This window comes from Type-E symbiont of Plautia stali (assembly GCF_059731115.1).
Window position 1 is genome coordinate 1 of record NZ_AP035907.1, and the last position, 14677, is coordinate 14677.

A 14677-nucleotide genomic window follows, 5' to 3' on the forward strand; every position below is an offset into this window, starting at 1 on the left:
CAGAAATCGATCCTTTTCATCCACAGAATGAAGATCTCAGGCTATGGCAGATAAAGAGAGTGAAAACAAGGCGTTACTAGAACCTTTTCTGTCGGTGACAAAAAACAGCGGTGAGGTTATCCAGCTTCATCCTAATAAAAATAACACCGTACAACCGGTCGCGTTGATGCGCCTGGGTCTGTTCGTTCCGACACTAAAGTCTACTGCGCGTGGGAAATCGGGCGCGATGGCTTCAACGGACGCCACCAAAGAGCTCAAGAACCTTTCGTTAGTTAAAGCGGAAGGCTATGAAAAGATTACCATTACTGGCGCAAGGCTGGATATGGATAATGATTTCAAAACCTGGGCTGGCATTATTCAGTCTTTCTCGCGTTATCCCTCAAAGGGCGACACGGTGACGCTGCCGTTTATTGATTTCGTGAAAATGTGCGGGATCCCATCGGCAAACTCGTCAGCGGCCTTACGTAAGCGTTTAGATGCCTCTTTACGACGCATCGCAACCAATACGTTGTCCTTTGAAGGTAATGGCAAAGCGTACCATACCCATCTTGTGCAATCTGCCTACTACGATCGCGAAAAGGATCTGGTGCGCATTCAGGCCGATCCCAAACTGTTTGAGCTGTATAACTTTGACCATAAAGTCTTGCTGCAGCTGCGTGCTATTTCACGGCTCAAACGTAAGGAATCGGCTCAGGCGTTATATACCTACCTGGAAAGCTTGCCAACCAATCCTGCACCGATATCACTGGCGCGTCTGCGCATGCGTTTAAACTTAGGCTCTAAGACGACCACGCAAAACCACGTGGTTCGACGCGCGATGGAACAGCTTAAGGAGATTGGTTACCTCGACTATTCAGAGGTGAAGCGTGGACGTTCTGTGTTCTTTATTATCCATAGCAGAACGCCGAAGCTGGACGGTATCAGCAATCTTGAGAGCATTGATTCCCTCGATGATATTGAGTTTGAAGACTGATTTTTCACGTTCACTGTAATCAGCACCCTTCCCTTGAGTGTGTCACTTAATCGCCAAAAGTGACACACTTCTTCTAAGCACTGTTCACTGTAATCAGCATCCCTTCATTCGTTCACTGTAATCAGTAACGTTCACTGTAAACAGTATTCAGCGACACGTTAGTCTTACATCCTCCTGCAGAGTTATCAAAATCGACGAATCATTGGGTTTAATTGTGATAGTGAGTACTTACTAGGTGGGTTTTCAACACTCGATCGCCCTCTTTTGCAGCGGGTTTGCTGATTACAGTGAACATCAGCCATAGCGTATTTGGTTGCTGATTACAGTGAATGGTGGTGATGTAGTGAACACAGATTATAGTGAATGAATAAATTTAAGTGTCTGAATATTATAGTTAATATTTAATTGTTGGCATTCATTCACTGTAATCAGCTTATTGTCTGTACAAATAAACAGTAAAAGTGACAGGGTTGGTCACCTTCACTGATTACAGTGAATTTTTCCCTTTATTGCAGATTGCAGTGAACCTTATGCCAGTGCGGTCGGGAATGGATTTAAGGCCTCAATCGTGCGCGTCACGCTGTCACTGATTACAGTGAATGCTCTGCAGCCCTTCCCTCTTCCGAAACATTTTTATACCTGATCGTTGTGGCCACAGAAGATCGCTTTACTGATTACAGTGAACGTAAATAACTTTGCCAGCGAGGAGCAATTACTGATTACAGTGAATGTTACAACCAGGGATTTGGGAGGTAGGAAAAAACGGTCTTCACCTGTTTTGCTGATTACAGTGAACGTTGGAGTTCAAAGACAAGCATTCCGTTTCTGGTTGATCCGGCAATGGGTGCATTTAATAGCCACCGGTTAAAACGGACACTTCACCAGTAAGAGCAGCTAAAATGCTCTTCTCTCTTCTCTTTAATAGGTCATTTGCCATCGGTCATACCCCACCAGGCATGCCTCTTCAGTCGTTCATTCTCTGGACATTGCTTATCTTTAATATCGCCAGTAGAGCATGGTGTACCGGTCAGGACCCGCCAGTTTTAGCTTACCCGCTATCGCGTACTTGCAATGCTCAACGCTGAGCATATACCCGTTTTCACTCACGTACAGGCAGCCATTAGCCACCGATGATTTAGCTTCACTCACTCACTCACTCACTCACTCACAACAAACCCGCATTCGCGAACCACGAATCACAACTGAAAACGCAAATTGGGTTACTGATTACAGTGAATGTTGACAGTCATTTTAGCCCGTATTTACATCCCTGACTCCTGACTCCTGACTCCTGACTCCTGACTCCTGACTCCTGACTCCTGACTCCTGACTCCTGACTCCTGACTCCTGACTCCTGACTCCTGACTCCTGACTCCTGACTCCTGACTCACATACTCATTACAGTGAACGTTCTCACGTACGCCCTTCCCTTTCCGCCGATTATGGCGAATCCATTTAAGACGAAACTGCTGATTATAGTGAACGCTACGCTGAGAGAACGATTTGGGTTACTGATTACAGTGAACGTCTGAATGTGGCTTAGACAAATTGCTGATTACAGTGAATGCCAGCTAGCCATACGAGCTGTTGATTACTGATTACAGTGAACACTCGGATTAAATCAATGCTCCCCATATGCAGTCTACTGATTATAGTGAATGCTTATATTGGGACTAAGGTGTCTCTATCAACCGAAAACGCCTGCAGCCGATTTCGTCATGGAGAGCCCTGGCTTTCAACTGCTCAGCGTGAAAATCAATATCACTGATTACAGTGAACGTAGCGCAGTTGTTTACTGATTACAGTGAACCTATTGCCACTTACAGTGAACGTTTACTGATTACAGTGAATCTTATGCCGAATATAGTGAATGCAGGCTGTGATTTCAGCCATATCACCCTGCCCGCAACTCTCGTGCAACAGACGATCAAATTACTGATTACAGTGAATGCTGGAGCAAATACGCGAATGAGGCGTTGCTCACACTTTCATCCATTATTCCGCTCTGATTAAAACATCTCCGCTGATTACAGTGAATGTTTGCACTAACACGCTCTTACTCAAGGTATTTTCACAGCGCTAAATGTTTCGCATTAGATGAGATAGATTTGCCTCATGTGCAGGATTTCGGTATAAAGTCATAAATCCTACATGTGTGGAGCAAGTATGGCTAACGATGAGAAGCAAGTTCTGAAAGTCGCACAACGTTCAGAAAAAATGCTAATGAGCCTGACGGAACAGATTCAGGCGCAGAAAGAAGAGTTGCAGGAAAACACTTTTTATCAGGTTTACGCCAAAGCGGCGTTAGCCAAACTCCCTAAATTAACGCGTGCGAGCGTTGATTACGCCGTAAATGAAATGGAAGAGAACGGCTATCCATTCGATAAACGCGCGGCGGGCAGCTCTACCAAGTACGCAATGTCCATCCAAAACATCATTGATATCTACCATCATCGCGGCGTGCCAAAGTATCGCGATCGTCACGCAGAGGCATTCACGCTGTTTGTTGGTAATCTCAAAGGTGGCGTATCGAAAACCGTCTCAACGGTCTCACTGGCCCATGCGCTGCGTGCGCACCCACATCTGTTGTATGAAGATCTGCGCATTCTGGTTATCGACCTCGATCCGCAATCCTCTGCCACCATGTTCCTCAATCATGAGCGTTCGGTCGGACTGGTAGAAGCCACAGCTGCGCAAGCGATGCTGCAAAACGTGGGCCGCGAAGAGTTGCTTAATGAATTCATCGTGCCATCGATTATTCCTGGTGTCGACGTACTGCCGGCCTCCATTGACGACGCGTTCATTGCATCACGTTGGGAAGAACTGTGTGCTGAGCATCTGCCTACGCAGAATGTGCATGCGGTTCTGTATGACAACGTCGTAGCAAAACTGAAGAAAGACTATGACTTCATTTTCATCGACAGTGGCCCACATCTGGATGCCTTCCTGAAGAACGCCATTGCCGCATCTGATTTACTGATGACGCCAGTTCCACCAGCACAAGTTGATTTCCACTCGACGTTGAAGTATCTGACGCGCCTGCCGGAACTGATTGGCATCATTGAGGAATCAGGCGCATCCTGCCGCTTGCAAGGCAACATCGGCTTTATGTCCAAGCTGTCGAATAAAGCGGACCACAAGCTTTGTCACAGCCTGGCAAAAGAGATCTTTGGCGGCGACATGCTGGATGCTGCTTTACCGCGTCTGGACGGCTTTGAGCGCTGTGGAGAGTCGTTTGATACGGTGATCTCCGCGAACCCATCGACCTATGTGGGCAGCACCGAAGCCTTAAAGAATGCGCGTTCGGCAGCGGAAGATTTCGCTAAAGCCGTATTTGATCGCATTGAATTTATTCGCCTGAACTGAGGTTACTATGAGCGCAAAACGAATCACGATTGGCCGTACCTTCAGCCAGACACCTTTGCAGACTGAGGATGCCTCAGACGGACATTCTCAAACCTTTATCCTTTCGACCGGTAAACGTGCCCTGTTCACGCTTGAACACATTACGGCGAAGGAAATTGAAGAAAAAACCTATGTGGTAATGGAAACGAATGGCCGCGACCAGTCAGGCTTGACGCCTGAATCGCTGCGCGACATTATCCGCACCATTAAATTGCAGCAGTTCTTCCCTGCTATTGGTGTGAAGCGCGGCGACCGTATCGAAATTTTGGATGGTTCCCGCCGCCGTGCCGCCGCTCTGCACTGCAAAACTGGGCTGGATGTGCTGGTCACTGATGTTGCCATCACGGCAGATGAAGCACGTCGCCTGGCGCAGGACATTCAAACCGCACGCGAACATAATCTGCGTGAAGTGGGGATGCGCCTGCTGTCATTAAAAGAGAGTGGCCTGTCACAGAAAGAGATTGCTCAGAGCGAAGGCCTCTCGCAGGCAAAAGTGACGCGTGCGTTGCAAGCCGCGAGCGTACCACTGGAGTTGGTTACTCTGTTCCCAAACCACTCCGAGTTAACTTACCCGGATTACAAAACGCTGCTGCAGGCGTATGAGAAGCTTCAGGAGATTGGTCAGTCGGTTGAAGCCTTAATTGATACCATTGGCATGGATGTCGATACGGTCTGCGCACGTGATGGTCTGGCTGAAGATGAAGTAAAAAATGGGATTTTGCGTCTGGTGCGTAATGGTAGCCAAACACTGATCCAGTCGCCAGCAAAGGACAAAGCGGTCGCCACGCCTCTCTGGACGTTTGCTGATAAAGATCGCTATGCCCGCAAGAAGACACGCGGCCGCATGTTCAGCTACGAATTCAATCGCCAGTCGAAAGAATTGCAAGATGAGTTGGATCGGGTGATAAACGAGACACTCAATAAATATCTCAATCAGTAGCGAAATGCCGCCTTCGGGCGGTTTTTTTTTGCCTGAATTTCAGCTTTTCGCCAGCGCTATTTCATCGCTAACTGTATGAAAAATATCTAACCTGTGTAGAAATTTCAGGCTGAAATCGCCAACTTTTTCACCCTCTAAATGCATAACATTCTTGTACCGTAAAGTTTAGTGAATCTGTGGTGAAGGCAAAATAACCAGCTGGATAGGAAAGCAACAAAGGCTATCCAGGAGAGGAAATCAGATTGCGAATGCCCTGAAATTTTCTTCATTCGCCATCAGGATTTCACAGCTAATTAATTGAATTAAAAGTGTTTTCTAAATTAATTTCAGGCTGAAATCGCCAGCATTACAGCAAATTTTAGCGCTGCATCGAGGGTACTAACCCGGTTTAGCCAGATGATATTCAATGATTTATCCACAGAAAAGGTGGATAACTTTATTCGGGTCGTTAAGCTGTCAGTGACAAAACGCTGGGCGATTGCCAAACCGCTTCCCGAACACGGACAGGCTTGTTTATCAAACCCAATGCATAAAAACGATCGGCGATGATTTGTTGCTCTTTAATCACTTCAAATACCATTGAACGGGTTTTATGACTGCGTCGTGTTAAAGCTCTTTCAACGGCCAAAAGGTCAAGACCCAATTCCTGCGCAAGCAGACCAGCAGCTTCCTGTCGATGATTATCAATAAAAATGCCGGTCTGCTGTAAACTCTCCACTAGCTGATGGGCCACGTCGTGATGTTTTTCCACATAATCGCGACGTGCCAGATAAAATTGGTGGTTGCGCACACGCCCCTCACCGTTGGCCAGCACGCGCAACTCAGGATTGCTCTCCGCCGCACTGAGTAAAGGGTCCCACATCATCCATGCATCGACCGCCAGATAATCACTGGCCGTCAGAGGATATTTTGGCGGCGCATACACCACTTTGAGTTCATCAAGGGCGATACCTGCTTCTTCCAGCAGCTGCAGCAATAACCAATGAACGTTAGAACCTTTATTGACCGAAATACGTTTACCACGTAAATCAGCAATGCTACGGATATCGCTATCGATTGGGACAACTATCCCTACGCTGCTGGGCGCAGGGGGTTCCCAGGCAATGTAGGTCACGGCATTGCCATTCGCCTGGGCGAAAATAGGCGGCACCTCGCCGGTGGTACCGAAATCGATGTCGTTATTTTGTAAGGCATAAAGTAGTTGAGGCCCGGCAGGAAATTCGCTCCACAACACGCTGACACCCTGCTGTGCAAAGCACTGCTCAAGACTTTGCCGTGCTTTTAATACCCCAAGATTCCCGAATTTTTGATAACCGATACGTAACTCGCGTTCCTGATGAGGCTCATCAGCAGAGGCAGTTGCAATGTAACTCGCCGCCTTACGCCGTCCTTTTATCATTCCCTGATGAGCAAGATGAGTACGCAGCGTGTGGCGGCTGATGCCAAGCAACGCCGCGGCCTGTGTCTGATTGTGTTCAGTGAAATCCAGTGCGTGAGTAATCAGGCTGGTGATGACGCGATCAAACAGTTGATTGGGCTTAGTGGAGAGTTGTTGACGCAGGAAGTTATCAAGCGTTGATGCTTCCGCGTTGTTAAATCCCTGTTCACTGTATCTTGTCAGTCGCAAATGAGCTGGCGTTAGCGTCTCATCCCGACTCAGAAGTACTGCGTTGTGAAGCGTATTTTCCAGCTCGCGAATATTGCCCGGCCAGCTGTACTCCAGCAGCACTTCCAAAGCATCCGGTGACAAACGACGTACCGGTCGACCTAAACGACGTGCATACAGCGAAAGGAAATGCTGCGCCAGCAGCGGGATATCATCACGACGCTGTCGCAACGGAGGCAGCGGCACCACCGCAATGTTGAGGCGATAGTAAAGGTCTTCCCTGAATCGCCGTTCTCGGATCGCCTGTGCCAAATCAACATGGGTGGCCGCAATAACACGCACATCGACTTTAATCGGCTTGCGCGAACCCACGCGCGTAATCTCGCGCTCCTGTAATACGCGTAGTAACTTGACCTGTAGCGACAAACTCAGCTCTCCAATCTCATCCAGCAGCAGAGTGCCGCCCTGCGCAGATTCAAACCAACCGGGATGCGCCTGGGTCGCGCCGGTAAATGCCCCTTTCTCATGACCAAAGAGTTCGGCTTCGGCAAGACTTTCAGTTAAAGCACCGCAGTTAACGGCGAGAAAGGGGCCATGGCGGCGTTGGCTATGATGATGGAGATAGCGTGCGACAACTTCCTTACCCGTGCCGGTCTCGCCGACAATCAATACCGTGGCGTCAGTGGGGGCGAATTTGTCGAGCAATGATTGAAAAGCGAGAGAAGCCGGGTCGACTAAACGCGGTGAATCAGCGTAATTGCTATAGTTGGTCAGCATCTTTTGATGTCCATTAAGGAGTATCAGCACACGCTAATCGTTGCTATTCACTGTGAACAGCAGGAAAAAAGCATAAGCAGTTGCATATGCAGCAATAGCTGTAGGCGGTAAGTTGCCGATGCAACAAACACAAACAGCAGTAGGGGCCTAACCCGCTGAAATAGCGTTATTATCAGGAGAATCAAAGCTGGCACGCTTTTCGCTACTAGCCATATAACTAAATAATCAGTCCGAAATGACCAATTTTTAATAAAGTTATATAGGAAAAGCATAATGGCCGAATACGCAAACAAGAACATCAATGTCTTCTGGTTTCTCCCGACGCACGGTGACGGTCGCTATCTCGGCACCACAGAAGGTGGGCGCCCGGTTGATTTAGCTTACTTACAGCAGGTGGCATTGGCCGCCGACAATCTCGGTTACTACGGTGTGCTGATTCCCACCGGCAAAAGTTGCGAAGATTCATGGCTGGTTGCTTCTGCACTGGCACCCATCACCAAAAGACTGCGTTACCTAGTTGCCGTTCGCCCTGGACTTCAACCGCCGACACTGGCCGCGCGTATGGCCACAACCCTGGATCGCCTCTCTGAAGGACGTTTGCTGATTAACGTGGTGACGGGCGGTGACCCGGTTGAGAACAAAGGCGACGGCATCTTTCTCAATCACAGTGAACGCTATGAAGTCACCAAAGAGTTTCTCGATGTGTATAGCCGTTTAATGCGTGGAGAGAAGGTTGACTATGAAGGGCAGCATATTCACGTTGAAGGAGCAGAGGTGTTGTTCCCGCCAGTGCAGGAAAATGGCCCACCACTCTATTTTGGCGGCTCGTCGGAGGCCGCGATTGATGTCGCCGCTGAGCAAATCGATACCTATCTGACCTGGGGTGAGCCCCCGGAGCAGGTCGCAGAAAAGCTGGCAGTCGTCCGTGAACGTGCTACAGCGCGCGGGCGCAAACTGGAATACGGCATCCGCCTGCATGTCATCGTGCGTGAAACGGAACAGGAAGCGAAAGCGGCGGCAGAGAAATTAATCGGTCATTTGGATGAAGACACCATCGCGCAGGCGCAGAAGATTTTTGCGCGTATGGACTCTGCAGGTCAGGCACGGATGAGCGCGCTGCACAAAGGCTCGCGCGATAATCTCTACATCTCACCAAACTTATGGGCAGGCGTTGGTCTGGTGCGCGGCGGAGCCGGAACGGCATTGGTAGGAAGTCCTGAGCAGGTTGCCGAACGCATACGGGAATATCAGGCACTGGGTGTGACCAACTTCATCCTGTCGGGATATCCGCATCTGGAAGAGGCGCATCGTGTGGCAGAATTGCTGCTGCCGCTATTACCGCTGGCAAATGGTCAGCAGCAGCGCGCGCGCACCATTAACACCGGACCGTTTGGCGAAACAATTGGTGGCGATAAACGTCCTTCAAAACAGGCGAGCGCCAGCTAATGCAGGAGAAGACGATGGCACGACCTCACATCATCATCACAGGTGGCGGGTTCAGCGGAACGGCGCTGGCGATTCATCTCGCGCGGCAATCGTCCTCTCCATTACTGATTACAGTGGTCGAACCGCGTGAGCAACTGGGCGGTGGGGTGGCCTACTCCACGCAGGAACCGGCGCATCGCATCAACGTCCCGGCTTCACGCATGCAACTCAGCGGCGATGAGCAGGGCGCCTTTGACCGCTGGTATCGTCAGCAGCCTGAGTGTTCACTGGATTCAGTAGCCCATTGTGATGACGGATCAGTCTATCCGCAGCGCGCGATGTTTGGTCGCTACCTGGCAGAGCAGTTTGCCCTCGCGGCAAAACGGCATCCGCAGATTGAGTTACGGCACGCTCAGGCCAGTGCCATGGCATGGGAAGGGCAGCAGCTGTTACTCAGCAATGGCGAGACACTACAGGGCGATGTGCTGGCGTTAGCGATCAGTCACCCACCGCCATCCTTGCCTCGCTCGCTGCAGCCCTTTGCCCATCACCCAGCGCTCATTGCCAATCCATGGCAAGCCGGCGTGCTGGATGCGATAAATCCTGACGCCACCGTGGCCATTATCGGAACCGGCCTGAGTATGGCGGATGTGGTTGCCTCATTAGGCACTCGGCATCATCAAGGCCCGTTAACCGCTTTCTCACGCCGTGGACAGCTCTCACGCGCTAATCTGCAAGGTGAGTGGCCTGAATGGACGATAGCACCTCAGAACGTCCCCAGCGCGCGTCTGTGGCTGCATCACATCAGGGATGAGGTTGCCCGAGCGGCACGGCAGCAATTACCCTGGCAACGCGTGCTGGACGATGTACGCGCACAGGGCCAAACCATCTGGCAAACCTTGCCGCTGCACGAGCAAAAGCGCTTTGTGCGCCATCTGCGCGCGTGGTGGGATGTACATCGTTATCGTATCGCGCCGCAGGTGTCAGCGGAAATCATCAGACGACAGCAGCAGGGGAGTTTGCAGGTGCTGGCAGCCAGACTGCAGGCCATTACAGCGCAGGGCCACCAGCTGGCAATCACTCTGCACACGCGCAACGGTGAAATTGAAACGCGCGTGCTCGACCATCTGATCGTCACCACCGGACCGGGGCATGATGCGCTGACACAAAGCCAGCCGCTGCTACGTTCGCTGAGTGAACAAGGCCTGATTCGTGGTGACCAGCTTGGCTTTGGCCTCGACGTTGATACGCAGTCACACGCACTTGACCAGCGAGGACAGCCCAACGCCCGCCTGCTCGTGGTCGGACCCGCCGCCCGCGCGCGTTTCGGTGAGTTGATGGGCCTGCCACAGGTTGCCGATCACGCTGCTGCCGTTGCTCAGCAAATTCTCAGAGAACTTAACATCGCTCAAGACGAGCGATGTCCCCCTTACGCTTCTTAATCTCTCAAACATCCTAAAAACACACTAACGAACGCCGGGTCGTCTCACGATCACGGCCTCGCTATGGAGATTGCTATGCCATCGCAACGTGAAATTCGCCTGAATGCTTTTGATATGAACTGTGTCGGACATCAATCACCGGGCCTGTGGGCGCATCCTCGCGACCGTTCCTGGCAATACAAAGATCTGGAGTACTGGGTCGATTTGGCGCGCCTGCTGGAGCGAGGCAAATTCGACGGTTTGTTTATCGCCGATGTGTTGGGTATTTACGATGTGCTGAACGGGAATGGCGATGCCGCGATTCGTCAGGCGACGCAGGTACCGGTCAACGATCCGCTGGCGTTGATTACCCCAATGGCGCTGGTGACCGAGCATCTCGGCTTTGGTCTCACCGCATCGCTATCGTTTGAGCATCCTTATCCCTTTGCACGTCGTTTATCGACGCTCGATCACCTGACCAAAGGGCGCATCGGCTGGAATATTGTGACCTCGTATCTGGAGAGCGGGGCGCGCAATATTGGTCATCAGGCGCAGAGCGATCACGACAGCCGCTACGACTATGCCGATGAATATTTGCAGGTGGTGTACAAGTTGCTGGAGGGTAGTTGGGAACAGGATGCCGTTTTGCGCGATCGTGAACGGCGTATCTTCAGCGATCCCCGCAAAATTCATCCCATCAATCATCAGGGCACCTTCTTCAACGTACCGGGCATTCACCTATGCGAGCCGTCGCCGCAGCGCACGCCAGTGCTATACCAGGCCGGTGCATCGAGCCGAGGCAAACAGTTTGCTGCTGAACACGCGGAATGCGTGTTTGTTGCCGCGCCGTCGAAAGTGCTGCTGAAGAAAACCGTCGCGGATATTCGTCGCCGTGCAGAAGAAGCAGGGCGCGATCCGCGCAGCATCCTGATCTTCAATCTGCAAACGGTGATCGTCGGGGAGACCGATGCCGCCGCGCAGGCGAAGTGGAAAGAATATCAAAGCTACGTGAGCTACGAAGGAGCTTTGGCGCTGGTCTCGGGCTGGACGGGTATCGACTTCGGTCAATATCAGCCGGATCAAGTGCTGAAGTATCTGCACACCAACGCCATCCAATCAGCCGTCGAAACCTTCTCCACCGCCGATCCCGATCGTCAGTGGACGGTGAAAGCGCTGGCGGATTGGGTGGGTATTGGTGGTTTTGGCCCGCTGATTATCGGCAGTGCAGCAACAGTGGCCGACGAGCTGCAAAGCTGGGTGGAAGACACTGACGTTGATGGTTTCAACCTCGCCTACGCATTAACGCATGAAACCTTTGAGGATGTGGTTGAACTGCTGATCCCAGAGCTGCAAAAGCGCGGTGTTTATAAGAAGGCGTATGCGGAAGGTACGCTGCGCGAGAAGCTGTTTAACGCCGGACCACAGTTAACTGCACCGCATCCCGGCGTGGGCTATCGGGTGAAAAATTCGGTACTGCCGGAGGTTATATGATTGAAATTGACCAGTTGAGTAAGCATTACCGCACCGCGGATGGACGCGTCACTGAGGTGCTGAAAGCCATCAACTTGCAGGTACCACAGGCCAACATCACTGCTGTCGTTGGGCCCAGCGGCGCGGGCAAATCCACGCTGGCAAAGTGCATCAGTTTACTGGAGCAGCCCAGCGCGGGCAGCATTCGCATCAATGGCAGCGATCTCTCGCGGCTGAATGGCGAAGCACTGCGTCGCGCGCGCCGTTCGATTGGTACCGTTTTTCAATCCTCTGCCTTACTGCAGCGCAAAAGCGCCTGGGAAAACATTGCGTTGCCTTTGCGTTATCTCGGCGTGGTCGAGCGGGATATTTCTGCGCGTGTTGGTGAGTTGCTGGAGAGTGTTGGACTGAGCCATAAAGCCAAAGCGTATCCCGATCAGCTTTCGGGGGGACAGCGTCAACGTATTGGCATCGCGCGTGCGCTGGCGCTTCGCCCTGCCGTGCTGCTGGCCGATGAGGCGACGTCAGGACTGGATCCTGAAGCCACGGTTGCGGTGCTGGATTTGCTAAAGAAACTGCGTGACGACTATAAGCTGGCAATCGTGCTGATCACTCACGAGATGGATGCAGTGCGTCAGGCGGCGGATGCGGTTGCCGAAATTCGCGATGGGCAGATTGTGCAGTATGGCGTGCTGAAACAGTTACTGGCGCAGCCCGATTCCTCCCTGGGGCAACGTCTGTTCCCACTGGTGGCGCAACCTGGCGTGGCGGAATTGATTCTGCAGCTGAGTTATCGCACAGATGTACCGGTCATCAGCGACTGGATCTCGCGTTTGAGTGTGCAGTTCAATCTGCGCATCGATCTGCTCGGCGCGCATGTTGAGCAGGTCAATGGTATTCAGGCCGGACGCTTGCAGGTAGGAATTCATTTCCAGCAGGAGCGTGTGCCACTGGCGCGATTGCTGGCGCAGCTTGAACAGTTTGGATTGGTTGCCAGCGTCTATGGCAGTGTCCATCAGTTGCGGGAGGCGGTATGAGCATTTCCGTGATAAGTCAGGATACGCCGTGGCTGGAAATTCCGGCATTGATGTTACCTGCGATAGGTGAGACCGCGCTGATGGTCGGCATCGTGATGCTGTTCGTGGTGAGCTTCGGCGGTATCGTTGGCGTGGTGTTGTTTAACACCTCAGCACGTGGACTGTTTCCCCACCGCGGCGTGCATCGGGTGCTGAGCTGGATAGTGAATATGGGACGCTCGTTGCCGTTTCTGGTGTTAATGGCGGCGATCATCCCGTTTACCTTCTGGCTGACCGGCACCACCATCGGCATCCCTGCGGCGGTGGTGCCGATGATTGCGGCGGGCATTCCGTTCTTTGGTCGTCTGGTGGATAACGCGCTGCGAGAACTGCCCGATGAAGTGACTGCGGTGGGGTTGGTGTGCGGTGGTTCGCGCTGGCAGATCATCCGTTCGGCGCAGCTGAGTGAGGCATTACCTGCTGTTGTTGCCGCCATCACCCTCAACCTGATTTCCATGATCGAGTACTCCGCCATCGCCGGCACCATCGGCGCGGGCGGTATCGGCTATTTAGCCGTGGTGTACGGCTATCAGCGCTTCGACAACCACATCATGATCGCCACCATTGTGGTGCTGATCGCTTTGATACAAACCATTCAATTTATCGGTGACCGTTTAGTCGCAATTCTACGCCATCCTCAGGGGATATCACGATGACAACACAAGAATTTGAGTTACGTAAGACGCGCCGCTGGCCGTGGCTACTACTGATTATAGTGGTCATTGCATTGGCCGCCGCCGCAGGGTTCTGGCGCAGTCAGCAACCGCAAGCGGTGGTCTTTGGCACCACGCTGCAGGTCCACTTTGAACCGGCAATGGCGGGAGAACAGAAGTTGATTGAGTATGTTGGCGAGCACATCGCGCCGGATTATGGTTTGAAGCTGGAAGCGGTGGGCGTGCAGGATCCGGTTCAGGCGGATCGCGCCGTGGCGCAAGGACAATATGCGGCAACCGTCTATCAGCACCAGTGGTGGTTAAAGCAGGTGGTGGATGCCAACGGTTTCCAGCTCACCTCTGCCTTACCGCTGTTCCAGTGGGCATTTGGCGTCTACTCCGATCGCTATAAATCCATAGCCGACCTGCCGCAGGGTGCCACCATTGTGGTGCCGGATGATGGCGCCAACCAGGGACAAGCCTTGTGGCTGCTGGCACGTCAGGGTTTGATCACACTCGATCCCAAGGTTGAACCGCGTACCGCCAAATTAAAAAACATTGTCGGTAATCCGCATGGCTTCGTCTTCAAAGAACTCGATTTGCTAACCATGCCACGCGCGTTGAATTCGGTGGATGCGGCGATTGGCTATGTTTCTCAGTTTGATGCCGGAAAAGTGCCGCGTGATAAAGGCATTCTGTTTCCACCGGCACCGCGTACTTTTGCCTCGCAGCTGGTGATTGGTACGCCCTATCTGGAGCAGGTGAACATCGTTAAGTTAAAACAGGCGTTCTCCGATCCTCGCGTTCAGCAGTGGCTGAAAACGACGGATGATCCGTTAGTTAAAGGCGTATTAGTGCCGGTCTCTGCAGACTAATTTCCTGGTGTTACCCTTCACCCGGGCTCGCGATGCGCGTCCGGGATTTTGTGTTT

Annotated in this window: 10 protein-coding genes; 9 read left to right on the forward strand and 1 reads right to left on the reverse strand. The window is 52.0% G+C overall.

Annotation, left to right across the window (positions count from 1 at the left end; genetic code table 11):
- Positions 1-43: 43 nt before the first annotated feature.
- The 3 genes from AC6I8L_RS19930 (at position 44) to AC6I8L_RS19940 (ending at position 5318) form a co-directional block, all read left to right on the forward strand.
- On the forward strand, positions 44-973 hold the full coding sequence (locus AC6I8L_RS19930; protein WP_034822338.1) for a RepB family plasmid replication initiator protein: 930 nt from the start codon (positions 44-46) through the stop codon (positions 971-973).
- Between the two features lie 2166 nt (positions 974-3139).
- Positions 3140-4339, forward strand: a complete 1200-nt coding sequence (locus AC6I8L_RS19935) for an AAA family ATPase (protein WP_058960453.1) — start codon at positions 3140-3142, stop codon at positions 4337-4339.
- Positions 4340-4346: 7 nt separating this feature from the next.
- Complete coding sequence (locus tag AC6I8L_RS19940; RefSeq protein WP_058960452.1) at positions 4347-5318, forward strand: ParB family protein; 972 nt, start codon at positions 4347-4349, stop codon at positions 5316-5318.
- Between the two features lie 448 nt (positions 5319-5766).
- Here the strand turns inward: AC6I8L_RS19940 and AC6I8L_RS19945 are convergent, their stop codons facing one another.
- Entirely contained in the window at positions 5767-7698 is a 1932-nt protein-coding gene (locus AC6I8L_RS19945) for a sigma-54-dependent Fis family transcriptional regulator (protein ID WP_058960480.1), read from the reverse strand.
- Between the two features lie 276 nt (positions 7699-7974).
- On the opposite strand from AC6I8L_RS19945, the gene ssuD reads away from it, so the two are divergent.
- The 6 genes from ssuD (at position 7975) to AC6I8L_RS19975 (ending at position 14621) form a co-directional block, all read left to right on the forward strand.
- On the forward strand, positions 7975-9147 hold the full coding sequence (gene ssuD, locus AC6I8L_RS19950) for an FMNH2-dependent alkanesulfonate monooxygenase (protein WP_058960451.1): 1173 nt from the start codon (positions 7975-7977) through the stop codon (positions 9145-9147).
- A gap of 14 nt (positions 9148-9161) precedes the next feature.
- Positions 9162-10568 carry an FAD/NAD(P)-binding protein gene (locus tag AC6I8L_RS19955; RefSeq protein ID WP_058960450.1) on the forward strand — a complete coding sequence of 469 codons (1407 nt, stop codon included), beginning with the start codon at positions 9162-9164 and terminating at the stop codon, positions 10566-10568.
- A 75-nt stretch (positions 10569-10643) separates the two neighbouring features.
- Entirely contained in the window at positions 10644-12038 is a 1395-nt protein-coding gene (locus AC6I8L_RS19960) for an LLM class flavin-dependent oxidoreductase (protein WP_058960449.1), read from the forward strand.
- Positions 12035-13054, forward strand: a complete 1020-nt coding sequence (locus tag AC6I8L_RS19965; RefSeq protein WP_058960448.1) for a methionine ABC transporter ATP-binding protein — start codon at positions 12035-12037, stop codon at positions 13052-13054. The genes AC6I8L_RS19960 and AC6I8L_RS19965 overlap by 4 nt, the downstream gene beginning before the upstream one ends.
- Entirely contained in the window at positions 13051-13749 is a 699-nt protein-coding gene (locus AC6I8L_RS19970) for a methionine ABC transporter permease (protein WP_058960447.1), read from the forward strand. Before AC6I8L_RS19965 ends, AC6I8L_RS19970 begins: the two co-directional genes overlap by 4 nt.
- Positions 13746-14621 carry a MetQ/NlpA family ABC transporter substrate-binding protein gene (locus AC6I8L_RS19975; RefSeq protein ID WP_058960446.1) on the forward strand — a complete coding sequence of 292 codons (876 nt, stop codon included), beginning with the start codon at positions 13746-13748 and terminating at the stop codon, positions 14619-14621. Before AC6I8L_RS19970 ends, AC6I8L_RS19975 begins: the two co-directional genes overlap by 4 nt.
- The last annotated feature ends 56 nt before the right edge of the window (positions 14622-14677 follow it).

Coding starts and splice junctions, on each gene's coding strand:
- AC6I8L_RS19930 (WP_034822338.1), top strand. CDS start 44: ATGGCAGATAAAGAGAGTGAAAACAAGGCGTTACTAGAACCTTTTCTG.
- AC6I8L_RS19935 (WP_058960453.1), top strand. CDS start 3,140: ATGGCTAACGATGAGAAGCAAGTTCTGAAAGTCGCACAACGTTCAGAA.
- AC6I8L_RS19940 (WP_058960452.1), top strand. CDS start 4,347: ATGAGCGCAAAACGAATCACGATTGGCCGTACCTTCAGCCAGACACCT.
- ssuD (WP_058960451.1), top strand. CDS start 7,975: ATGGCCGAATACGCAAACAAGAACATCAATGTCTTCTGGTTTCTCCCG.
- AC6I8L_RS19955 (WP_058960450.1), top strand. CDS start 9,162: ATGGCACGACCTCACATCATCATCACAGGTGGCGGGTTCAGCGGAACG.
- AC6I8L_RS19960 (WP_058960449.1), top strand. CDS start 10,644: ATGCCATCGCAACGTGAAATTCGCCTGAATGCTTTTGATATGAACTGT.
- AC6I8L_RS19965 (WP_058960448.1), top strand. CDS start 12,035: ATGATTGAAATTGACCAGTTGAGTAAGCATTACCGCACCGCGGATGGA.
- AC6I8L_RS19970 (WP_058960447.1), top strand. CDS start 13,051: ATGAGCATTTCCGTGATAAGTCAGGATACGCCGTGGCTGGAAATTCCG.
- AC6I8L_RS19975 (WP_058960446.1), top strand. CDS start 13,746: ATGACAACACAAGAATTTGAGTTACGTAAGACGCGCCGCTGGCCGTGG.